This is a genomic window from Mesorhizobium sp. M0496, assembly GCF_040321205.1.
Taxonomy (GTDB): domain Bacteria; phylum Pseudomonadota; class Alphaproteobacteria; order Rhizobiales; family Rhizobiaceae; genus Mesorhizobium.
The window spans coordinates 47,568-68,726 of the sequence record NZ_JAMYRC010000032.1; the positions used below are offsets into that span (position 1 = coordinate 47,568).

The window sequence follows — 21,159 nt, forward strand, 5'->3', positions numbered from 1 at the left end:
AATCTCTGTTCAAGGTGAAAAACAAAAGCTTTCGGCTGCTGCTGGTGGCTCCGTCGGGCGGCTCATATTTTTTGAATATGCAGACATAACGAGCTTATATTTGTCGCCCGTGGAATGACATCATACTACTGTTGTGGCGGTTTGTCTTGCGCACCAGCCAATCGGGCCGTTCGGCTCGATGGTGTGTTCCCCAGATGTAAACTGCCATGGGAGCAAGCACCGAAACGAGTTGATGGGAACATGTGGATCCACGCAGCCTTGCACCACTCAGAAAGGATGGCAAGTCTGCTCCCAAAGGGTGGGACAGTGAATTGCCGCTGGGATCCAGAAGGATAGGGATTGGCCAGCCGCTCAAGCGATCCGTCGCCAGAGCGCACCGAGCCAGGGCGATGCATGATCCGAAACCGCCGCTTCGAGCCATTCTGATCGGGTGGCGATTCGAGCCTGTCCCGGTGCCCGTGGACTCATGGCGCACTGAAGCTGTGCAGGCAAAGGAAGAGCGCAAGTGGCGGGTGATCAGAGCGTCGGTGCAGAGCTGCATGATTTCTATCGGGCCACGCTCTCCAGCGGCCCAGGACCGCTTCGGCTTTATAGGGAGATCCTCAATAAGTTTGGCGTCGAGGGCTTTGCACGGCATATCGCCTTTCTTACACGTACGCTCGGCCAGGACATCGCTTCGGCTGGTCCGTCGGTCGAGCCTGCCCGGCTGCGTGAGATCCTCGGCGGATTGTCGGCGTTGCGGGTGCTCGATACCGTGCACGAGTTCTGCGAAAAGATGGTCGATCGGATACAGCGTCGAAGTATGATCGACATCACCGCTACCGGCGTGATGCAGCAGTTGTTGCCGCTCGTCGAAGATGCCGTTCCTAGTCCATCCAAGATCATTCCCATTCCGGAAAGGTTTGGAATCTCTTCCGTTCGATTGGATCTGCACATCGCCGTGCTGCGCGAATCCCGAAATCTTCTCGCGATGATTCCGGTCGGGGTCTACCGCGACATGGAAGCCCGAAAAAAGACATTGCGGGCAGTAGAGGCGGCAATGGACCTCCGCATTGAACAGGAAGAGAGTGCATGAGCGAAGGCGCTATTCACGCTTTTTTGCTCGGATTGGTCTTAACAAGGATGTTCCCATCAAGGCTGTTGATGCCACAGCGCAGTGAACCATGAATAAAATCAACTTTGATAACCTGAATTATTCAACTTCGACTGCGCGTAGGTCGGCGGAACTGCGCCCAACGCGCCTCGACTTTGGCGGCCTGATCCAAACCGAACTTGTGGCGCTGCTGGAAGCTGTTCGCAAACCCGTGGTCGACACTCGGCCGGCTTCACAATTCGATCTGCTATACGACGCCCCCACGGTCGACGACCTGATGATGGCAGCCTTCGCCCCCCCGATCGCAAATCCCGGAGTCCTCGACTCGCCGACATACGCCACGACCCTCAAGGCCGCACATGCATCGCTGGGCGATCTCGCAGCACAGGCGCAGGACTCAGATTGCGCGGTATACCGCGACGCGCTCTCGGTACTTGATCAGGAGCTAGCCGACCGAGTTCTTTTCGAGAGCGCCTGCCGCGCTCTGATGCGAGGATAATGCTGATGAAGCCTCTCCTCAGTTCCGACAAGCGCGATGCTGTATCGGCCCTTGCGTATCTCTACCTCAAGTTTGGCTACTTTCACAATGCAGCCAAGCTTCTGCTCGCCCTCGACCATCTTGACTCTGGACCGGGTTGGGCACGACAGGCACGCTGTCTGGCGTTGCTGCGAGCGGGGCACTGCGAAGAAGCCGCTGTTGAGGCGGGCCGGCTTCTTGTCCATGCACTGGATGGCAAGGACCGATTCCGGGTGATGCAGGTGCGGGCCAAGGCCTGTTGGAAACTCGGCCTCAGGTCCGAGGCGAGAGCCTGTCAGCAAATGGTCGCAATACTGCTGACAGAGGCGGCCGCGCCGGGTGCGTCGTGGGGGAGGGCAGTGTGAAATTTCTGAACGGAGTCCTGGCTGTTGCGACTGGCCGGAACGATATCATTCTGGCGGGGCTGTTAATTGGGATCATCTTCATGATGATTATTCCCCTGCCGCCGGTTCTGATGGATGTGCTGCAGGCTGTCAACCTTGGAATCTCCGCGCTCCTGCTGATGGTCGCAGTCTATATCAAGTCACCCCTCGCGTTCGTCTCATTTCCGTCGGTGCTTTTGCTGACAACGCTCTTTCGGTTGTCGCTCGGCATCGCTGCGACACGCATGATCTTACTGCACACGGAGGCCGGCCGGATCATCAAGACTTTCGGCGATTTCGTAGTGGCTGGGAATCTCGTGGTGGGTGCGGTTACCTTCTTGATCATCACAATCGTGCAGTTTGTGGTCATCACGAAAGGGTCCGAGCGCGTGGCTGAAGTCGCTGCACGCTTTTCGCTCGATGCGATGCCGGGCAAGCAAATGAGCATTGACGGCGATCTGCGAGCGGGCGGTATCGATATCCAAGAAGCACGTCGACGCCGCACCGCCGTCGAGCGCGAATGCCAGTTGTACGCGGCCATGGACGGTGCCATGAAGTTCGTCAAAGGCGACGCAATCGCAGGCTTGATCAGCGTCGTCGTCAACATCTTGGGCGGCCTCGCAATCGGTACACTGCAAAAGGGCATGGGCTTACACAAAGCCCTTGAGATTTACACGATCCTGACCATCGGGGATGGCCTTGTCAGTCAGATCCCGGCTCTCTTCACCTCAATCTCGGCAGGCTTCATCGTCACGAGGGTGGGCGACAAGGACAAGGGCTCAGATCTCGGCACCGAAATTGGAGATGAGGTAACTGCCCAGCCACGTGCGCTGATCGTAGGATCCTTTAGCCTACTCCTGTTCTCGCTGGTACCTGGTTTTCCTTCGATGATTTTCGTCATCTTGGCAGTATTGTCTGGAGGCGGCGGCTGGTTGTTGCAGCGCAGTCGTGCGCCTTCTGCGCCGTCGGTGAGTTCCTACTCGATCGGCGGCATGAGAGCGCTTGAGACGGCGTCGGACGGGCCGGCTGAACCTGGCGGCGGAGGCGGGGATGCCATCACGCTCACGATCCCGGTGATGGTCGACATTGGTCGTGACGTTCAGGGCATCATCCGGCCGGACTCGCTTAACAAGGAATTGGCCGCTGTGCGACATGCGCTGCTTCTCGATCTCGGTGTTCCCTTTCCCGCCATTAATCTGCGTATCAACGACAACAACAAAGATGGCACGTACACTATCATGGTCAACGAGATTCCATGTGGTGAAGGATCCTTACCAGCGCAGCACCTGCTGGCTCGTGATCTCCCCGAGAACCTCGACATGGTGGGTATTCCGTATCTTCCCGGTAAGCCCTCCCTGCCTCAAATCGAGGCCACCTGGGTCGACGTCGCACATCGCCAGTCGTTGCAAGCCGCCGGTATCCCATTTTTGGAACCGGTTCAGATAATCAGCTACCACATTGGTTATGTCCTGCGCCGGCAAGCGGACGAGTTTATCGGAATCCAGGAAACGAAAATTCTGCTGAACAACGTGGAGGCATCTTTCCCGGAACTCGTAAAAGAGGTGCTGCGGACAGTTCCCCTGCAGACGATTTCTGAGATTTTGAAGCGACTGGTGTCCGAGGAGGTCTCGCTGCGCAACATGCGCACTATCGCCACCGCACTGGTCGAATGGGGACAGAAGGAAAAAGACACTGTTCTGCTCACTGAGCATGTGCGCTGTGCGCTGAAAAGGCAAATCTGTTTCCGGCATTCGGTCGGCAGGAACCTGTTGCCAGCTTACATTCTTTCGCCGGAGGTGGAAGACACGGTGCGTAATGCCATTCGGCAGACGTCCGCTGGCAGTTATCTCGCCCTCGACCCTGGCACAACACGGCAAATCATTGATAAGGTGCGGGAGGCGGTGGGCAATGTTGGCCAGCAGTCACACCAGCCCGTTCTGCTGACTACAATCGATATCCGGCGATACTTGCGCAAGATCATCGAAGTCGATCTTCGTGCGCTACCCGTGCTCTCCTATCAGGAGCTTACTCCCGACATCTCGGTACAGCCGCTGGCAAGGATATCGCTGCCGTGAGTGAGCCGAATGTGGAAAGCGTTACTGGCACTGGCGATGATGCCCAGCTGATCTTGCGCGTGCTGTCCGGTCCCAACCGGGATGCAGAGACGTCACTGGAGGAGGGAGTCTGGTCGATCGGTGCAAGTGATACCGATGACCTCACCTTCGCCGACCCAGAGCTGGCCGCCACACATCTTCGAATTGGCATCGAGGCGGGACGCATCGATATTATTGCCCTCGCACCGGGCGTACGCATCGGCGCCAAAGATCTCCCAACAGACGACTGGACAGTGCTCGGACCGCTGACGCCAGTGCAGGTTGGTCGGACGATCTTTGCGATCGGCCCGGCCCGGAGCAGCTTTCCCGAGATCGACCCCTTGGTGCGAAGCAGGGAGCCGGTTGGATCGACGCATCGTTCCGCCCGCCCCGAACTGGCGTCGGCGGCTCTGCACGGCCGGCAGATACATCTCATGAGGGGCTCGGGGACGCGGCGACTACGGCTCGGCGCGGTGGCTTGCGCTCTCCTGATTCCGCCGGTCGTCGGGGTTTGGACGGCAATAGGACGAGGTCCCCCCTCCGCCCTGAAAGCGGCGGCGGACGCTGACCCGATGAGGACAGCGCCGGATATCAGTCCCGAATTAGACGTCGCGCGCAACGACAACACCGCAGGAGACCTACGACCTGGAGACGATGCTAAGCTGAGGGCCGCCCTGAGCAACGCCGGCGTTGAAGCGGAAGTGTTATCGAAACGACCGGCCACTGTGTCGGATTCGCAGCTCATCGATCTCGTAACGACGGTCATACGCGGCTTCGGGATCGAAGGTGGCGTTCGGGTGATCGGCACCGGGCACATCACGATCACAGGATATGGACCCAGCGATGCGAAGGTCGAGGCGGCGCTTCATCGCCTACGGCAGGATATTCCAGGCCTAAGAAAAGTTGAAAACGCCATCGTGACACCCGGATGCGCTCGCGCTTTTCTAGAGACGGCCATGACGGCCCAACTCCGTCGCTCCACTCACATCTTGACGAAGTCCGATGGCCTGCTCGTTTCGGGCGCTCTGACTGCGATTGCTTTTGAAGCGTGGGAGAACGTCGCTTCCCGCTTTCAGCAGAAGTTCGCGCCCTACATCCAGCTTGAGACGCAGTTCACGCCGGTCATATTGCCGGCGCTGAGAGGTATACACCTCGGCCGAATCCCGTTCATCGTCCTTGAGAATGGAATGCGCCTGAAGGTGGGCGACCGTCTCGAGACCTTGGGCCAGATCGTTGCCATCGATCGAGACGGAGTTTTTGTGCGCCTCGGCGCGGATGAGGTGCATGTTCCTTATCAGAGCACGCCGAGTTGGATAGCGGAGGAGAAAGGATGAGCGAAATCATGGCCCAGTTTGAGCTGCAAAGGCAGCTGCTAAGTGATTTCGACGGTGCAAGGAGATCTGCCCTGGAGAGGGAATTCGATACATGCCGGCAATCGTTGAAGCGTGAAATGGATGGTGGCGTTTTAAGGCAGGAATTCGAAGTCTTGGCAGCCATTGTGGACGCGATAGATGCGGCGAAAGAGGTGATCAACGCGACATGGGAAGCTATCCCGATACACAAATGTCGCTAACTTGGAGATAGAGATGGAAATCAACCATGGCCACAGCCCTAATCTAAGCAGAAGCCTTGGAAGCGCCACTGCTGCAGCAGAAAGAAATCTTAACAGCTTCTTGAATTCCATGGACCCCAGCAACGCGTCCGATCTTATTAAGCTTCAATCTATCAGTCAGCAATGGAGCCTCAGCCTAAATTTGGAGTCCGGCATGATAAAGTTGATTTATGACGCCCTGAAGGGGGTGTCCCAGAAAATCAGCTGAACATATTTGATACCAGCAGTTCATTTCTTATGTGAGCCGGCATGCTCTTTTGGCAGCGCTGTGCACCCGTATGCATGGAGCGCAGGATTGCCTCAGCGAGGGTCGGGAGCGATTGCGCGTGGAGGCTCGTGCATGCGCTTTCACAACGCATCAATCGCGGGCAGCAAATGCAGGCGGATACGACACTCCGGCCGCGCCCGCGGCCTTGACCCGAGGCCTACGCGAAATGCGTGACGCTCGACGTCAGCAGACCGGGAAAGCCCACCGGCAACGCCTATATCGAAGCGTTCAACGGCCGCTTTAGGGAGGGTGGCTGAACGCCCATTGGTGGCGCGGAGCCGAGGCTCTAATCGCCACTGGATGAAACTTCCGTGGCGCGTCCGGCAGCAAGGCGCGTTTTTCTGGGCATTTCCAAACGGCGAGGAAAGGACGATTTTCCGCAACGTACAATCACCGTCGTGGGGATCTTGCTTGCCTTTTCACTCGGCTTCGTCATGCATTGGGCTGCCAACCCCATGCCATGGGAATTTTACGACTTGGTTGCCGTTGTGCCGATCCTGTTCGGTTCGCGTTGCAGATGCGGGCTTTCGATGTTGCTCGACATGAGTTCGCTGCGCCGACCCATCTACGAACGCGCTAACCGCATGTTGATGGCGGGTATCATCCTGACCGCATGCGTGGCGCTGGCCATCCTGCTCGATCTCTTCGCGACGTCGGTGAAGGGCACGCTGCCCGGCGCTTGAAGGCCTGTTACCTGCGCTTTGGTGCTGCCATCGCAAGGCTCAAGAGTTGAATCCGGAGGCCGCTCTTCGGACTGCTGCCTCGGAATCTCCGACGTCAGATCCGATGCACGGCTCCAAGCCGTCTTCCTTTCGGAACCAACCGCGTGCAGGCGCGCCTCTGAGGGGCTTTGTAAGCGCAGCTTGGTGGGCCCGCCGGTCTGCGGACCTTCTGCTCGGCCTCGAAACCGAAGACGAAAACGATGACCTGCGGTGTCTCCGCTTGCGTGTCTTTCGAGCGCCATTGGCGACGTCCTGCATCAGCGGATCGACAACTGGCGGACGGTAGTGCGAAGCCGGCACACATTGCTGCACTTGGCACAATTTTCCTCCAGGTCGTTCCTGTAAGCCCCGAATGGCACGATTGGCGGCAATCTGCGCCAGGATCGGCGCTGAAAGTGCCGGCCGTATGCTGCCGTGTTCGGACACCTTCACTGCACTGGCGCAAGGTAGCCCGTCAACGGACCGCCTGTTAACGTCGAAAAGCCGCCCCGGTGGTTATTTGCCGGACTGCACACCTCACCGCTCCTCAATTAATGCCGATGTGCTGGCTCATCAAGATGATCCACTTGATGCGCAAACGACAGGCGGGGTACACCCACTATCCAGGCCGTGGGTTGTTCAGCAGTTCGAAATTCTCGCTGTCTAGCTAGTGGACATGCTAAACTCCATGTTCTCGGGCTACAGCAGGATTGATCACCGACCCGGCAATAGTGCTGCCCAGGCGGCAGCTATATCCTCCGGCTGGTCAAGTCCGTCCACAATGGCAGTGATGCGCTGTTGTAGCTCGGGCGCAAGCCCCGCCACACCTGCTCCGAGAGCTTGGAGAGCCGAGACGCGATCTGTGGGCTGGTCGAGCCCCTCGGCAAGGACGACGATACGCTGCTGGAGCTCTGGGGCAAGCCCTGCCATGCCCGCACCGAAGCCCCACAGCGCTGAGATGCGGGCTGCGGACTGGTCGAGCCCCTCGGCGAGGACGACGATACGCTGCTGGAGCTCTGGGGCGAGCCCTGCCATGCCTCGCTCCGAGGCCTCTCAGGGCCGTGCCGCGATTCTCGGGATGAGCGAGCCCCTCGGCGAGGACGAGGACACGCTGCTGGAGCTCGGGGGCAAGCCCTGCCATACCCGCTCCGAGGCCCTCCAGGGCAGAGGCGCAATCGGCGGGGTCGAGCCCCTCGGCGAGGACGACCAGACGCCGCTGGAGCTCGGGTGCAAGCTTTGCCACGCTTGCACCGAGGACCCCCAGGGCCGGGCCGCGATTCTCGGAGACGTCAAGGCCTTCGGCGAGGGCGACAAGACGCTGCTGGAGGGCAGGAGCAAGCGATGCCATCTTCGCTGCTAGTCCCTGCAGGGCCAAGGCGCGATCGTCGGGCTGATTGAGCCCCTCGGCGAGGACGACGAGACGCTGCTGGAGCGCCGGGGCCAGCCCTGCCGCACCTGCTCCGAGGCCCTCCAGGGTCACGGCGCGGAGCTCAGGGTCGCCAAGTCCCTCGGCCAGGACGATGAGACGCTGCTGGAGCGCGGGTACAAGCGCTGCCAAGCCCGGGCCGAAGCCCAATAGGCCCTCCGCGCGATCTTCCGGGTCGTCAAGTGCCTCTACGAGGACGACGAGACGCTGCTGGAGCTCGGGGGCAAGCCCCGCGACACCCACTCCGAGGCCGTACAGAGCCGAGGAGTGATGTAAGGGGTGGTCAAGTCCCTCGGCGAGGGCGACCAGACGCTGCTGCAGCTCGGGCGCAAGCCTTCCCACGCCTGTCCCGAGGCCTCGCAGGGCCGCGCTACGTTCCCAGGACTGGTGAAGTCCCTCGGCAAGCGCCACGAGGCGCTGCTGGAGGTCGGGCGCGAGTTCTACCAAGCCCGGTCCGATATCGTCGAGGATCCAGTTGCGGTCGTCGTAGTCCTCAAGCCCCTCGACTAGCGCGACGATGTGCTCCTGCTGCACTCTGGTGAGGCAATCGAAGTTGCGCGCGAGTGATTGCATCACGCCGGGATACATCAGCGGCTGCGGGCCGGGTTGGAGTTGCGTCAGCCTGTTCCAGATGGCCTGAACCCGGATCCTTTCTTCAGGCGTCGCGATTGCCATCGCGGCGACACGCAGCTGTTGATCTGTTTGTGACATGCCCAGCAGATCGATCAGGCTGAGCCGCTGAGCAACCTCACCGAGAATATCCAGCGGCAGATCATGGATACTGCTGGTATGCTGGCTGCTTACAGGAGAAAACGCTTGATCTTGAGGCTCAGAGCGCGTCTGCTCCACCACAGAACAGGATGATTCACCCTGTCCTTCAACGCTAGCCGCCGGTCCGATGAGAGAATCGTCCGTGATATCACGCTCGATGGCGTTGAATGCCGAGATGGGCGCCTTGCCACGCTCCTCAATGCCCCTCATATTCACCTCCTATGGATACATCTTGAGATCATCGTGATTGTCGCGCAGCGGAAGCATCAAGGATCGGGCAGTTCCTAGAACGTCGCTGGCTTGACCAGGTTGAGTCCGCGATTACTCGATCGGACAAGATCCTTTCCATCGTCGACCATGAGCTGCCCTGTCGAAGAGACCGGATGAGACCGCCAGTTCCAGGCGGCCCGCCAATGATTGCCCAATATCGGCCGGAACCAATGGTGGCGAATTTCAAAGCGCCAGAAACAATCTGCCTTTGGAAATTCCGTAATGTTCAGCATCATGGCCCATCGGGGCGCTCCTGTGGTTTCCCGCAAAACACGTGCCCCTTCAAAAGGTCAACATTGATCTGAGCGCTTCGCCAGAGCCCTCAGCCTCTCAAGACCACTAATCGCCGTGGTCCCCGCATCGCTGACAACGGACGGACGCTCCACATTCGATGTAGTTTCACCGACAGATTATGTCTTGCTTACTACCCAAACTGTTCCGCCGTTGAGCGAATCTTCCAATTCCAGATCCGCTGAGCGTTCTTCCTCCAGGGTGGCGTTGGTGCGCAAGCGGCGAACGAAATCCTCGAATTTGCTAACCTCGCGCCACGCCTCACGTGCCACGCTGTGCGCCTCCTCACGCGCCTGCCGACTGCGGTCGGCCTCAGCTCTGGTCGCATCGAGGCGCTTTTGGAGCAGCTGTTCGTGTTGGCGCAACGAGACGACCTGCGCATTCACCTCGTCAAGATCAATGAGAGCCGCGGCTTTCCCGATTAAGGGATCGTATAGCGCGGCTTCGCGACGGGGTCGGTCTTCCTGCCATCTGCGAAGATCTGTCGAAGCGGTTTCGATTGCCGCGACAGCATTGTCGAGAGCCGCCTGCCGCAGGCGCAACGCATCTTCAGCGCGGCGGCGCCGCAGTTGCTTGAGTTCGAGAATGCGATGTACGGCTTTAGGAATCATGCCAAGCAGGCGGCGAGCGCATCGACCATTGCGTCGAAGCCGATCTGCTCTTTTGTCGACTGTCGCAAGAAGCTTCGTATCTGGTCTATTTTGGCGATCGCTGCATCAGCGAGTGGATCTGCTCCCTCCTTATACTCGCCGACACGCACCAAAAGTTCCACCTCGTCGTATTTTGCCATCAGCTGCCGCAGGCTGCCCGCCAACCATTCATGATCGGACGACACGATTGCGCTCATGACACGGCTGATACTCGCCAGAATGTCGATAGCGGGATAGTGGTTCGACATTGCCAAGGCGCGTGAGAGCACAATGTGACCATCGAGGATGGATCGGGTTTCATCAGCCACCGGTTCGGCCATATCATCGCCCTCCACAAGCACAGTGTAGAAGGCCGTTATGGATCCGCGGTGATTGTTCCCCGCGCGTTCGAAAAGCCTCGGCAGTGCAGCGAAAACCGATGGCGGAAAACCACGCCGTGTCGGCGGCTCACCGGCCGCGAGACCAATCTCCCTCAGCGCACGCGCGAAACGGGTTACCGAATCCATGAGAAGCAACACACGCTGTCCTTGGTCGCGGTACCATTCGGCGATGGCCGTCGCGACATAGGCCGCTTTGGCCCGTTCCGCTGCGGAGCGGTCGGAAGTAGCAACGACAATAACCACTCTCGATAGCGCTTCTGCGCCGAGATTGTGTTCGATCAACTCCTGCACCTCCCGGCCTCGCTCGCCGATCAGCGCGATCACAGCCACGTCGACCGCTGCGCCACGCACCAGCATCGACATCAGTGTACTCTTGCCTCCGCCCGCAGCGGCAAAGATGCCGGTGCGCTGCCCCTCGCCGCAGGTTAGAAGACCATCGATCGCCCGTATGCCGACAGGAAGGACTTTGTCGATGATACGCCGGGATAAGGGGGCTGGTGCGTCCCTGTAGACAGGCACGCGGGCTTCCGGAAGCAGCGGCCCATTAGTGGATTCGTCGAGAGGTCGGCCGAAACCGTCGAGGACGCGGCCCAGCAGATTCCAGCCGGTGGGTACCATGAGGGGCTTTCCCGTTGGGACCACTTCAGTGAGCGTGGAGAGGCCCTGCATTTCCCCAAGCGGTGTCAGAATGGCGACGTCGCACTGAACGCCAACGACCTCCGCCGACAGTTGCAAGTCGTTCTCCGGATTACGAAGAGTGCAAAGGTCGCCAATGCGGGCGCCCGGCGCCGTGGCACGGATGACCGTTCCAAGGATCTGAAGGACCCGGCCGCGGACGTGCATTGTCGACGCCTGCGCAATTGCTGATCTTGCGAGCTGGAAAAAGCGATCGATGTCCTCCTGCTCAGGGGGAATGACTGCGTTCGCCGGCTCGGCTGGCTCGGAGATCGATTTAGGCATTTGGGACATTATCATGCTTTGAGTTTGCAGAGGTTTCTAGGCTGCTGCGTAGGCAGCTTTCGATCGCCGCAAGCTGGCTCTCGATGGTGGCTTCGACCAGTCCGGCATCGGTCTCGATGATGCATCCGGCATCATTCACGCGCGCGTCCGCAATTAGGTCGACGGCGCGCGATGTCAGCCTCGGGAGGATCTCGTCTAATCGGCTGCGGACCGCCTCGAGGAGCGACGGTGCCACGCGTAGCCGGACGAGGGATTTGTGCCCCGCGAATTTCAGACCGCGCAAAGCAATCTGCACCGCCGCCTCCACTGGCTCAATAGTTTCGATGATCCGCCGTGCGATCTGCAGGCCCATGTTGACGATCTGCTCTTCATTTTGCGCCATAACCCGCAGAGAATCCGTAGCGATCGCGGTCAGGCGGGCCTCGATTGCCGCTTGTGCCGCAGCCAAGCCGGCTTCTTTGGCGTTCGCCTCGATCACCCGGGCCGATACACGCGCCGCCTCGATGAGCGCATCGGCTTCGCGCCGTGCCTGCATAAGCAGTTGCTCGGCGTCCACCAGCGCCTGTGCGCTGCCCGCCGGCAAGATTCGCCCAGGGCCGAGTATGCCAGCCGATGCAGGTGTCAGCTGAACCAATGCGACCATTTGGGTATTCTCTTACGGACCAGGCGCCGCATCGCATTAAATGCGTCCTCGCCAGCACTGTCGTCACGACAGGCGTCCACCGCCGCCGCCCAGAGTGGCGCGGGACGGCGCAAGCCTAGCCGAGTCCGCAGCATTTGCGGAATGCCGCCAATCGCAAGACCGAAGATCGCCGCGCCGCAGTGGAGCAATGCACTGGGCGCGGACGGAATGTCACAAGCACCGATCGCCGACATCAGTGCGGCAGTCGGCCGCGGCAGGAGTGCGGCCTGCGGAGCGAATGCGACGGATTCTTCGCCAAGCGCCGCGCGAACCGCCGCGATATCGTTCGCGCGAATAAGTCCTGTCAGGCCGGATGCACCCACCCAGGCGCCAGCTAGCCGCATAAGGCGCACCGCGTCCTGTCCCGGGAGAAACGCGAGCCGACTTCGTCGCGCGGCGCAAGCGGAAATGATGGCTGACGGTTGGTCACTTTGGCCACGAAGCAGCCAGCGCCCAAGCTTAATACGAGTGAATGGTTCCGCCAGAGCGATATCCAGCGGCATCCATTCTGGCCAACCATGCGCAATTGTGAAATCGAGATCAGCGGCAGGATCGGCAATGCAGCACATCACCGCCTTCGCCCACGGTGCATCAAGCCATTCATCCGACATCGCGGCGGATGTCCCGGCGATCGCTGTTGAATTGTTCGATCCGCTTGATCTCATTGAGACGCTATGGCGGATGTCTGGCGGACGCGACGCCATAGCAGGAACGCGAGGACACCATTGCCGATAAGCGATGCCGCTGTGCCGCACACGAGCCCGACCAGTAGATAGCGTGCGCCCCTGTCCTGTGTCGTGAGGACGGCCGATCTATCGACCGAACGCAGTAAAGCATTATCCTGGCTCGCCGCCAGCAGGATGACGGAAACCCTTTCATAGGACAGGCCCTCCAAGCTGTTTGCGACGAGCTCCTTGATTTTCGGTACTATCTGATCGACGGTGGTGCTGGGTGCGTAACGGACAAGCACAGCAGCGCTCGAGGGGAAGGGCGGGTTTCGATCGTCGCTCATTTCTTGCGGCAACACCACATGGACCCGGGCATTGAGCACGCCATCGATGCTGGTCAGGGTCCGCGACAACTCCTGTGTGATGCCATAAATATAGCGCACACGCTCCTCTGTCGGCGATGAGATCATACCTTCTTTCTTGAAAAGACTGCCCATGTCGGCATAGACGTCGTGAGGCAGTCCGGCGCCGTTCAACACTTCCATGGCAGGGGGGACATCCTTAGTATCTACTGCCAACGAGGCAGTGCCGCCGCTGTCCGTCGTTTTTTCGGCATAGATGCCTTGATCCATAAGCAGTGCGAGCATTTCGTTAGCTTCGTGCGCCGGAAGATTGCGGTAGAGCTCGAGCTTTGATCCGCAGCTCACCATCGTGAACATCAATAGGATTATCGCCAGCTGCTTCAATACAAAGGTCACACCCGCGCACCAGGGTAGATCATTGGTTTTTCAGGAAAGTCTCAAGGCTTTGTGTGGCCTTGCCGACCACCTTGGCCAGCATGTCGCACTGTAGGGACAAAGCTGATATCGTGACCTGTGCGCTCAGCCAATCAGCCGAGTGGATTTCTCCCGGTTTCATGTTCGCCGAAGTGGCTTCTATGGCTTGGGTAAAGCTGGTGCTCAGCTTTTCCATGCTGCTGAGGATGGCGTCTCCCGGTGTCCGGGCGACCCCAGATCCGCGCGCCACCTCGGTCGCTGACCTGTCGTGCTGTAGCGACAACTCGGGCCGAACGGATGCGGGACGAACGGGGTCAATGGATTCAGCCGAAATATTCGAAACGAATGCACTCTCCGTTGGCAAAACAGACCTCAGAGCCCCTGGGCTAATGCTGTTCACGCTCACCAGATGTCCCTCTCTGACGGAGGTGCGACCGAGCTCTTGCCAAGCGCCACGACGAGTCCATCGACGTCGGGATCTCCACCCGGAACCTGCTTGAGCACGGCATCACGCTGGCTGAGTCGTCCTGCCAGATGGAGAGCCAGAGCCTTGAATGCAATCCCATACGCGTCATTGATATCCGAAAGCGGACGCAGCTTTTCCAGCGCTGCCTCGATATCTCCAACCGTCAAATCGGCCACGGCGTAAGCGATGACGGACTCCCTACCGCCCGGCGCAATGGCATTAAGTCCTTTCGCAATACGTCTGGCCCGCACCACGTCATTCGAAACGCAAGCCAGGAAGGCCGCCTCGGCAAGATGCCGCCGAAAGCCAAGCCCGATCTCAGTGCGACTCCCGGATGAGCCGGACGTACATGAAGGAGACATCGTTATCGAGTTTCCTTTCTCTTGGGGATTTGCGCGCCTGGGGATTTGCGCGTCATTTTCCGGCAACCATGCCATCGAGCTGCGGACCGAATTCTAACACGCTCCAGCTTGTTCAAATCGCGCCGCGCCGGCAGGCAAATGGTTTGTTAACTTGCATCCGGGACGACATGATCCATACGCGGCAGCCACTTTGACAAAGGATTTTGCTAACAAGTACGCATCAAGGCGGAAGAGCTCGCCGCCAGTGTTGTTCGATATCGCGCCAGGCACAAATACAAAGACGATATGCATCCATACTCGCCGCATATGAGGCCGCAACCGAGAGCATTTTTGTTATTCCTGATCGGGCTGATGTTCGACGCCATTACGCCTGATGATGAGCACATATCGAAACAATATTACCGGTATGGTTTAGACTAAGATATCGACAGTGTGACTGGCGATTTATTTGGACTTCTAGCATGAAGCGCGAGCATCGAGCCGTTGCAGGTAAAGCTCTCGCCTTGAGGCAAACGGAATGCCGGCGTGACGCAAACATCGGCAGAACGTGTCGTGCAGTGGCTGAAGGATTCAGATCATTCGTCCGCCTCGTCGTAGGTGTGAAGCGCGTTGAGCTCACCGACGACGGCGCTAGCACAGTCCTTGAGGGATGGAATGTGCCGTGGGCATCGACCATCAGGCAGTCGCTGCTCTCCAGAGGTCAAAACTTTGCCCGCGAGGCGCAACGCCTGCCTTCCACGGGGGAACGAATGAGTAGCAAAGATCTCGATGAGACGATGGAAACCGCCCGGCAAACGATCGCCCAGGTGGAGAGCTCCTTGAAAGAAAGTCGCGAACAGCTCGCCAGGCAAGCTGAGCTCTTAGGCGATTATGCCATCAGCGGCGATATCGACTCCGCATTCGTTGGAACTCGAGATGAGGACTTTCGGCAAGCTTACACATGTGAACGGCAGGCGGCGCTCACGTCCGATCAGCGACCGGTACGTGGGTCGGGCGTCAAGCTGATACGGCAGATGGTCTGAGGCGGCGATGCAGAAGGTAGAGGAGCGGGTAACGGGGGATGGAGAAGTGGGCACTGTTGAGGCTGCAGGGCTGGCGCGGATTGCGGAAGAGCTGATCGCAGGACGAACGGATTTGGCGGCTGTTATTGGGATGACGGATGACGAGCTCGAGGCAGTCTACGCGCTCGGCCATCGTTTCTATTCTGCCGGTAAATACTGCGACGCGCTGAACTTCTTTCGGTTTCTATGCATGCATCGGTACATCGACCCGAGATTTTGGTTCGGATTCGGTGCTGCTAGTCAGATGTTGGGCGATTCAGCAAATGCCGTGCGTGCCTATGGAATGGCTGCGCTGCTGAATGACGAGGATCCGCAGATTCCGTTTCGCGCTGCCAAATGTCTTATCAAGCTAGATCAGCCGGCGGCAGCCGTGAGCGCGCTTGATAGTGTATTGGCGCTTAGCTGCGGCAAACCTGAGCATAAGGATTTGGCTCAGCGGGCGTCGCTGATGCTGCGTCGGCTCAACCCTGAAGCTGATGGTAAAGGAGACTGCGATGCGTAACGTCAACACTACAGAAGCGATCGGTGGACTGAGACTAAAATCCGGGGTGCTAACTGAGGTCGACGCACTCACCAGCAATCTTGTCGCTGGTTTTGGCAAATCTGGCGCTGAACCTTCGCTACCACCAGTCTCTGACGGCGCTGTGGCGCCGGACAGGGTGCCAACGCTACCCCCGCCACGGGCCTTCGATACGATCCAACTCGTCGAGAAATTTCTGGCCCTCAAGATAAAGATGGGCAACGCCCAAGCTGCCGCGGGTACGGAGGATGTACGGCACTGGGGTGAACTGCAGAAGCAGGAGAACGAGAAAATTGCCCGAAAGATTTCCGAGGCGGCGGAGAAGGTGAGAAAAGCGAAAAAGAGTTCGATGGTCATGAGGATATTTGGGTGGATTGCGATCGCGTTCACCGGGGTAGCGGCCGTAGTCACCGGCGGGCTTCTCGCCGTTTCGACCGCGGCAGTTGCACTCGCCGTGGGGATCCTGACCGAGACGGGCGTCATGGACAAGATGATGCAGGCCATTGCGAAAAGCCTCATCAAAGATCAAGGGATGTCACCGCAACAGGCCGAGCTTTGGGCCACTATCATCACGGTTTTCATCGTCGTTGCTTGTTCGGTGGCCACCTCGGTTGCCGGTTTCCGCAGTGGGGTAAATGGGGCCGCGAGCATTGCCGCGAAGATCACAAGCCAGGCCGACAAGGTAGCGAAGATTGCCATGGCCGGTCAGCACGTTGCGACAGCGGCCCGAACGGGCGAAGTCATTGCTACGTTAGCCGAGGCGTTCGCAGGCGGCGCGAGCGGATTCCTGCAGAAGCAGGCGACGGACGCCCAGGCAGAGACGTTGGATATCAGGAAATTCCTCGCCAGATTGGCGAATCTTCAAGAAGACGAGATCGCACGCATCCAAGAATTGGTCCTCAGCATGACGACCATGACGCAAAGAGTTGTCGATGCGATCGAGGAGCAGAGTCGATCCGCCTCAACTGCCATACGGCACATCGGCTGACGAGCCATAGCTGTCAAATCCCTGCCCAACACCAGGAGGATATACATGCTACACACCGTCATACAGACAAACCGAATTGGCGGTCATCTATCGCCGGACGGCGCTTCGCAGGAACATCGACCCTTGTTGGTAATGTCCGCGACCTCTAGTGGCCTGGGTACTAGGAACGGCGAAGTTGCGTCAACGCTTGCCGATTCCTGCAAGTTGGCGTGGGCAGGTTCGCCAATGCTCGCAGACATCGACGTTCAAACCGCGGCTGCCGAAACTTTGGGAGCACGGCTCGCCTCAGTTGACATATACGCAGTTGGCGCGTTGCTGCACAGGCTAAATCTGCAGTTCCGTGATTCTGCGAGATTGGACCGGCAGGTTGCACGTGATTGCGATATCGCGGCGCAGAACGCCGCTGCCAAGGCACTTCGCGCTTCCGGGTTATGCCAGCTGGTCGGCACGGTCCTAACCTCCGCCTTCGCAATAGCCGGTGCGGGACTGAGCTTTCAGGGCGCGCGCAAAGCACAGGCACGGTTCGATGCTGAGATTGGTGGTTGGAAGGCCCGCAATGGCAAGACGAGTTTTCAGACCGAGGTGCCCAAGCCGGCTACTAAGCCGGACCCCGAAATATCCCTAGAGGGCAGCCAGCCGCCTCACGTCGCGGTCACGCCGGTTACTAAGCCGGACCCTGAGATAGTGGAGGTTGACCAGCCGCCGCCCGACCTTGGCAAGGCGGCTACTAAGCGGGACCCAGAGACACTCCCAGAGGATAGCCAGCCGCCCGGCGTTGACCTGACTGGGATCTACAGAGCCCAGCAAGTCGCGCAACAAACGACGATGACCTGGAGCGGCGTCGCCACGGGCATATCCGAGGTCGGCAAGATTGCAGGTGCCGGCTTGAACATGGCAGCAACGATAGAGCAGGAGAAAAAGGCGAAGCTGGACGCGGAGGACACCGAGATACGCTCTCGCGCCGAGGATGAAACCGAATACAAGTCGGCATATGAAAGGATGATCAACGATGTTCTGGAAACGCTTTCTGAAGTGAGACGCGCCGATGCTGAGACGCGGAGCAAAATCGCCAACATGGGATGAGCTTTGGAACCAGTTAAACCTGCGCAGGAAAAGGAATGAGGAATGTCGGACGTAAGCTTCCCAACTCTGACGTATGCCAATATTGCCGGGGGACGGGGCCGGGCGGCCGCATTGGCACAGCGGCTCCAGATGGAACGATATGATTATCTCGAGCATCAACTCACAGACGAATTCGAGGACATGGAGAAGCTGAACGATTGGCTGAAGAGCTCGAACTCCGCTTTGGCCGAGTTACGCGTCAACCGGCCCGCTGACGACAAGCAAGAGAATGAATATGGCACGTTTGTGGACGCGCAGGGCAAAACCCAGAGCGTCCACAAGTGGATGATCGACAACGGCATCCCTATTGAGAAGAGCGGTGATACCAAGGGTCGTCAGTCGGATTTCGATGCCGCCATCTCCAATCTCAAAGCGCGCGTCGATACCATGAATAGTGACTCGCAAATGGAGCTCATTCGCCTGCAGTCCCTGATGGACAAGGTGAATCAGTGCGTTGAACTCGCGACCAATTTGGTGGCCAAGGATGGCAAATCCAAGGAGAACATCCTGGGCAATATCAGGTAAAGAGCGGATTCGTGGCAGATTTGACGCAGAACGATCATCAATGGCTCGCGAATCGATTGGCGTTTCTAGTTGGTCGCGCAAGGGGTGCGTGGGTTGCTATCGTCGGCAGGAATACTGCATTGCTCTGCGTCCCCTGTTTACTTCTACCTTTGGCGGGGTGCTCCGGCAGTGGTACGATTGCCGAGCGGGGGGTCTTGCTGAACTCTCCGTCCTCCGTCCCGTCTGGCTCCGCGTCTGTGCGAGAAATTCGCGGACCGCAGACTAAAGGCTTTGAAGTGATGGGACAGAGGCAAGCGCAGCCAGTCGCGGCCACAGTGGAACGCAAGCTGCCGGTTGTGTCGGATAGCAGGCGCGTGAGCCTCGACTATACCAATGCCGACATTCGCCAGGTCGTGCAGGATGTCGTAGGCGATGTCATGAGCATGCCCTTTACCATCGATCCTGGCGTCGGAGGGAAGATGACCCTTCATACAGCCCGCCAAGTGCCAGCGAGTGAGGTGCTGCGGCTACTCGACAAAGCGCTGGGACCGCACGGCTATGGACTGGCTGCGGGTGAGCAAGGCATTCGAGTGGGGCGCTTGGCCGATCTTGCTGGCGGCATCCAGACCAACGTTCAAGTTATTCCTGTGCAGTATGTCGACCCGGCTGAGGTCATCGGAGTAATCCGACCGAACTTGGAGGAGGGTGTGCGCCTCACGCCAGCCCCCGGGGGGAGGGGCATTGTTGTCAGTGGACCGCCGGGATCCGTGAGTTCTGTGCGGGAACTGGTCGGTCTTTTCGATACCGACGCTATGGTTCGCAAGTCCTTCGCGCTGTATACGCTGTCTCAAGCGAGCCCGGCCGACGTTGAACGAGAACTCAGTTTGTTGTTTACGCGGAATGGGCAAGAAGGAAGGATTGTCCAATTTGCGGCGCTAGAGCGGCTGAATGGTATCCTGGTCGTGGCAGAAGATCCTGCGGCTCTCAAGCAGGTCCGCCAGGCGGTCCTCAAACTGGATAGTGCGTCGCAGGCGACGGCAAACATTCACGTGCGTCCACTGCTGTACCGGCGGGCTTCGGACGTGGCGAACGTACTGGCGCAAACCTTCGGCGCTGAGGCGCCCAGTGCTGTCTCGCGTGCAAAGCCCTCGGGAACGCTCGGCAACCTGTCGGTGGCAAGTGACGCATCCGATCGAGCCAGCTTGCCGGTCAACGTGTCAGCTTCGCCGGCCGAAATGCCAGATGCGACCGTCTCCACAACGGATTCGGTGGACGAAACGGTCGTGTCAGCGAACCGTCTCGGCCTCTCGGCGCCGGTTCGGATTCGGGCGGACCCCGGACAGAACGCGCTGGTAGTACTCGCAGCACCCCACGACTACAAGATCGTGGAGGCCGCGATCCGTCAACTCGATCTCAAGCCTCGACAGGTCCTCATCCAAGCCATCATCGCCGAGGTTCGGCTGGATGATGGTCTAAGTTACGGCGTGGACTATCTTCTCTCCACCAGGGGCTTAGGCGCAGTTCCAAATGGTTTATCGTATGTATTTCCCGGCAAAGACGCCAACATTGTGTTACACGGGCTAAGAGCGCTTGGGGAGGTAAAGGTTGTGTCCGCGCCGCGCATTCTTGCGGTCGACAATCAAACGGCCACGATCCAGGTGGGCGATCAGGTCCCCGTCCTAGCGCGATCATCGCAATCTGTCCTAAGCGAGAACTCTCCGATCGTGAGCGACGTCGAAATGCGCGACACAGGTGCGATCTTGGCTGTTACGCCCAGAATAGGTGCCGGGGGTAGTATAACACTCGATACATTCGAGGAGGTCAGCACCGCCAACAGGAACACGCTAACCAATGTTCAATCCCCGGTGATTTCGGTGCGCCGCCTCCAGAGTACCGTATCCACCCAAAGCGGCGACACGATCGCTATCGGCGGATTGATGCAAGACAGCACCAACCGTGCCAATTCTGGGGTTCCTGTGCTGAAAGATATTCCGCTTTTGGGGGGATTGTTCCGCAGAACGGAATACGCCAAGGAACGGACGGAGCTCTTGATATTGCTCAATACCCGGGTGGTTGACAGTGGCGCCGACGCAAGGGCCCTGACGGAGGAACTGCGCGAAAAGTTCGAGACCCTAGCCCCCGACCTGGGCCGCAGGCTAACACGGTCAGCTCAAGGCAAACCTCGCCCGTCTTTTTCCAGGTGAGAGCGAATTGGGCGCGGCTAACGTGAACCGGCCGTGGTTCTTTCGCAGCGGGTATCCGGCCCCACCTTCAGGAGCGGCATCTGTCCTCTTGCCCGCCGCAGATCATGCGCGGCGCGCCCTGTCAGAACCGCCCCAGCGACCTCGAAGACGAGGGGATCATGACCGACTGGCGCGAATACTCCGCGTTGCCTCCACGACAACTAAACTAGGATCGCTGTTTTCGCCATTTGGGGAGGAGCATAATGAAGCAATCTTCGCCCTAAAGGCGAGAATCCGCTCTTGCAGGCTCGGATGAAGGCGCCGAGCGCTGGCGATCATTGCGTCGCTGATCGAACCTGCAAGCTCAATGGCCTCGACCACTCGGCCAATCGCCGACGTACTCACCCGGATA

At 59.0% G+C, this 21,159-nt stretch carries 24 protein-coding genes and 1 pseudogene; 17 read left to right on the top strand and 8 right to left on the bottom strand.

Features of this window, described 5'->3' with window-relative positions:
* Positions 1–505: 505 nt before the first annotated feature.
* From NKI73_RS23775 to NKI73_RS23815, 9 genes and pseudogenes are all read left to right on the top strand, one after another.
* On the top strand, positions 506–1,075 hold the full coding sequence (locus NKI73_RS23775) for a TyeA family type III secretion system gatekeeper subunit (RefSeq protein ID WP_352633222.1): 570 nt from the start codon (positions 506–508) through the stop codon (positions 1,073–1,075).
* A gap of 88 nt (positions 1,076–1,163) precedes the next feature.
* Positions 1,164–1,592 (top strand): type III secretion apparatus assembly protein SctX, encoded by a 429-nt coding sequence (gene sctX, locus NKI73_RS23780; protein WP_352633223.1) that lies wholly within the window; start codon positions 1,164–1,166, stop codon positions 1,590–1,592.
* Positions 1,593–1,597: 5 nt separating this feature from the next.
* Entirely contained in the window at positions 1,598–1,975 is a 378-nt protein-coding gene (locus NKI73_RS23785; protein WP_352633224.1) for a hypothetical protein, read from the top strand.
* Complete coding sequence (gene sctV / locus NKI73_RS23790; protein ID WP_352633225.1) at positions 1,972–4,068, top strand: type III secretion system export apparatus subunit SctV; 2,097 nt, start codon at positions 1,972–1,974, stop codon at positions 4,066–4,068. The genes NKI73_RS23785 and sctV overlap by 4 nt, the downstream gene beginning before the upstream one ends.
* Positions 4,065–5,420, top strand: a complete 1,356-nt coding sequence (locus tag NKI73_RS23795; protein WP_352633226.1) for an FHA domain-containing protein — start codon at positions 4,065–4,067, stop codon at positions 5,418–5,420. Before sctV ends, NKI73_RS23795 begins: the two co-directional genes overlap by 4 nt.
* Positions 5,417–5,659, top strand: coding sequence for an EscE/YscE/SsaE family type III secretion system needle protein co-chaperone (locus NKI73_RS23800; protein WP_352633227.1), 243 nt, complete (start codon positions 5,417–5,419; stop codon positions 5,657–5,659). The genes NKI73_RS23795 and NKI73_RS23800 overlap by 4 nt, the downstream gene beginning before the upstream one ends.
* Before the next feature lie 13 nt (positions 5,660–5,672).
* A complete protein-coding gene (locus tag NKI73_RS23805) occupies positions 5,673–5,906 on the top strand; it encodes an EscF/YscF/HrpA family type III secretion system needle major subunit (RefSeq protein WP_352633228.1) in 234 nt (77 codons plus the stop codon).
* A gap of 215 nt (positions 5,907–6,121) precedes the next feature.
* A pseudogene (locus tag NKI73_RS23810) lies at positions 6,122–6,237 on the top strand (integrase core domain-containing protein); the annotation flags it as partial.
* A 40-nt stretch (positions 6,238–6,277) separates the two neighbouring features.
* Positions 6,278–6,649, top strand: a complete 372-nt coding sequence (locus tag NKI73_RS23815) for a hypothetical protein (protein WP_352633229.1) — start codon at positions 6,278–6,280, stop codon at positions 6,647–6,649.
* Between the two features lie 732 nt (positions 6,650–7,381).
* Here the strand turns inward: NKI73_RS23815 and NKI73_RS23820 are convergent.
* On the bottom strand, positions 7,382–7,702 hold the full coding sequence (locus tag NKI73_RS23820) for a hypothetical protein (protein ID WP_352633230.1): 321 nt from the start codon (positions 7,700–7,702) through the stop codon (positions 7,382–7,384).
* A 43-nt stretch (positions 7,703–7,745) separates the two neighbouring features.
* Here NKI73_RS23820 and NKI73_RS23825 point away from each other — a divergent pair, with 43 nt between their 5' ends.
* Together NKI73_RS23825 and NKI73_RS23830 are read left to right on the top strand one after the other, a co-directional pair.
* On the top strand, positions 7,746–8,027 hold the full coding sequence (locus tag NKI73_RS23825) for a hypothetical protein (RefSeq protein ID WP_352633231.1): 282 nt from the start codon (positions 7,746–7,748) through the stop codon (positions 8,025–8,027).
* A gap of 345 nt (positions 8,028–8,372) precedes the next feature.
* On the top strand, positions 8,373–8,603 hold the full coding sequence (locus NKI73_RS23830) for a hypothetical protein (RefSeq protein WP_352633232.1): 231 nt from the start codon (positions 8,373–8,375) through the stop codon (positions 8,601–8,603).
* A gap of 941 nt (positions 8,604–9,544) precedes the next feature.
* Here NKI73_RS23830 and sctO read toward each other — a convergent pair.
* From sctO to NKI73_RS23865, 7 genes are read right to left on the bottom strand one after another with little or no spacing between them, the layout of a single operon-like run.
* Positions 9,545–10,036 (bottom strand): type III secretion system stalk subunit SctO, encoded by a 492-nt coding sequence (sctO, locus tag NKI73_RS23835; RefSeq protein ID WP_352633233.1) that lies wholly within the window; start codon positions 10,034–10,036, stop codon positions 9,545–9,547.
* Positions 10,033–11,415 carry a type III secretion system ATPase SctN gene (gene sctN / locus NKI73_RS23840; RefSeq protein ID WP_352633234.1) on the bottom strand — a complete coding sequence of 461 codons (1,383 nt, stop codon included), beginning with the start codon at positions 11,413–11,415 and terminating at the stop codon, positions 10,033–10,035. The genes sctO and sctN overlap by 4 nt, the downstream gene beginning before the upstream one ends.
* Positions 11,408–12,058: a FliH/SctL family protein gene (locus NKI73_RS23845; RefSeq protein WP_352633235.1), complete on the bottom strand. Its 651-nt coding sequence runs from the start codon at positions 12,056–12,058 to the stop codon at positions 11,408–11,410. Before NKI73_RS23845 ends, sctN begins: the two co-directional genes overlap by 8 nt.
* Positions 12,037–12,708: a hypothetical protein gene (locus NKI73_RS23850; protein WP_352633236.1), complete on the bottom strand. Its 672-nt coding sequence runs from the start codon at positions 12,706–12,708 to the stop codon at positions 12,037–12,039. The genes NKI73_RS23845 and NKI73_RS23850 overlap by 22 nt, the downstream gene beginning before the upstream one ends.
* Before the next feature lie 50 nt (positions 12,709–12,758).
* Positions 12,759–13,523, bottom strand: coding sequence for a type III secretion system inner membrane ring lipoprotein SctJ (sctJ, locus tag NKI73_RS23855; protein ID WP_352633237.1), 765 nt, complete (start codon positions 13,521–13,523; stop codon positions 12,759–12,761).
* A 19-nt stretch (positions 13,524–13,542) separates the two neighbouring features.
* The gene (gene sctI / locus NKI73_RS23860; RefSeq protein WP_352633238.1) at positions 13,543–13,947 is read right to left on the bottom strand and encodes a type III secretion system inner rod subunit SctI; all 405 of its coding nucleotides are present in this window, start codon (positions 13,945–13,947) and stop codon (positions 13,543–13,545) included.
* Positions 13,944–14,444, bottom strand: a complete 501-nt coding sequence (locus NKI73_RS23865; RefSeq protein WP_352633239.1) for a hypothetical protein — start codon at positions 14,442–14,444, stop codon at positions 13,944–13,946. Before NKI73_RS23865 ends, sctI begins: the two co-directional genes overlap by 4 nt.
* Positions 14,445–14,830: 386 nt before the next feature.
* Here NKI73_RS23865 and NKI73_RS23870 point away from each other — a divergent pair, with 386 nt between their 5' ends.
* From NKI73_RS23870 to NKI73_RS23895, 6 genes are all read left to right on the top strand, one after another.
* Positions 14,831–15,391, top strand: coding sequence for a hypothetical protein (locus tag NKI73_RS23870; protein WP_352633240.1), 561 nt, complete (start codon positions 14,831–14,833; stop codon positions 15,389–15,391).
* A gap of 7 nt (positions 15,392–15,398) precedes the next feature.
* Entirely contained in the window at positions 15,399–15,932 is a 534-nt protein-coding gene (locus NKI73_RS23875) for a SycD/LcrH family type III secretion system chaperone (RefSeq protein ID WP_352633241.1), read from the top strand.
* Positions 15,925–16,938 carry a type III secretion system translocon subunit SseC family protein gene (gene sctE / locus NKI73_RS23880; protein ID WP_352633242.1) on the top strand — a complete coding sequence of 338 codons (1,014 nt, stop codon included), beginning with the start codon at positions 15,925–15,927 and terminating at the stop codon, positions 16,936–16,938. The genes NKI73_RS23875 and sctE overlap by 8 nt, the downstream gene beginning before the upstream one ends.
* Before the next feature lie 225 nt (positions 16,939–17,163).
* A complete protein-coding gene (locus NKI73_RS23885; protein ID WP_352633243.1) occupies positions 17,164–18,021 on the top strand; it encodes a hypothetical protein in 858 nt (285 codons plus the stop codon).
* 42 nt (positions 18,022–18,063) lie between these two features.
* Positions 18,064–18,585, top strand: coding sequence for a hypothetical protein (locus NKI73_RS23890; RefSeq protein WP_352633244.1), 522 nt, complete (start codon positions 18,064–18,066; stop codon positions 18,583–18,585).
* Between the two features lie 353 nt (positions 18,586–18,938).
* Positions 18,939–20,768 (top strand): secretin GspD/PilQ domain-containing protein, encoded by a 1,830-nt coding sequence (locus tag NKI73_RS23895; protein WP_352633245.1) that lies wholly within the window; start codon positions 18,939–18,941, stop codon positions 20,766–20,768.
* Positions 20,769–21,159: the final 391 nt, after the last annotated feature.

Bases quoted from the DNA above. Each gene is read 5' to 3' on its own strand.
- sctX (WP_352633223.1), top strand. From the start codon at position 1,164: ATGAATAAAATCAACTTTGATAACCTGAATTATTCAACTTCGACTGCG.
- NKI73_RS23785 (WP_352633224.1), top strand. From the start codon at position 1,598: ATGAAGCCTCTCCTCAGTTCCGACAAGCGCGATGCTGTATCGGCCCTT.
- NKI73_RS23800 (WP_352633227.1), top strand. From the start codon at position 5,417: ATGAGCGAAATCATGGCCCAGTTTGAGCTGCAAAGGCAGCTGCTAAGT.
- NKI73_RS23805 (WP_352633228.1), top strand. From the start codon at position 5,673: ATGGAAATCAACCATGGCCACAGCCCTAATCTAAGCAGAAGCCTTGGA.
- NKI73_RS23820 (WP_352633230.1), bottom strand. From the start codon at position 7,702: ATGGCAGGGCTCGCCCCAGAGCTCCAGCAGCGTATCGTCGTCCTCGCC.
- NKI73_RS23825 (WP_352633231.1), top strand. From the start codon at position 7,746: ATGAGCGAGCCCCTCGGCGAGGACGAGGACACGCTGCTGGAGCTCGGG.
- sctO (WP_352633233.1), bottom strand. From the start codon at position 10,036: ATGATTCCTAAAGCCGTACATCGCATTCTCGAACTCAAGCAACTGCGG.
- sctN (WP_352633234.1), bottom strand. From the start codon at position 11,415: ATGCCTAAATCGATCTCCGAGCCAGCCGAGCCGGCGAACGCAGTCATT.
- NKI73_RS23845 (WP_352633235.1), bottom strand. From the start codon at position 12,058: ATGGTCGCATTGGTTCAGCTGACACCTGCATCGGCTGGCATACTCGGC.
- NKI73_RS23850 (WP_352633236.1), bottom strand. From the start codon at position 12,708: ATGTCGGATGAATGGCTTGATGCACCGTGGGCGAAGGCGGTGATGTGC.
- NKI73_RS23865 (WP_352633239.1), bottom strand. From the start codon at position 14,444: ATGGCATGGTTGCCGGAAAATGACGCGCAAATCCCCAGGCGCGCAAAT.
- NKI73_RS23870 (WP_352633240.1), top strand. From the start codon at position 14,831: ATGAAGCGCGAGCATCGAGCCGTTGCAGGTAAAGCTCTCGCCTTGAGG.
- NKI73_RS23875 (WP_352633241.1), top strand. From the start codon at position 15,399: ATGCAGAAGGTAGAGGAGCGGGTAACGGGGGATGGAGAAGTGGGCACT.
- sctE (WP_352633242.1), top strand. From the start codon at position 15,925: ATGCGTAACGTCAACACTACAGAAGCGATCGGTGGACTGAGACTAAAA.
- NKI73_RS23885 (WP_352633243.1), top strand. From the start codon at position 17,164: ATGCTCGCAGACATCGACGTTCAAACCGCGGCTGCCGAAACTTTGGGA.
- NKI73_RS23890 (WP_352633244.1), top strand. From the start codon at position 18,064: ATGTCGGACGTAAGCTTCCCAACTCTGACGTATGCCAATATTGCCGGG.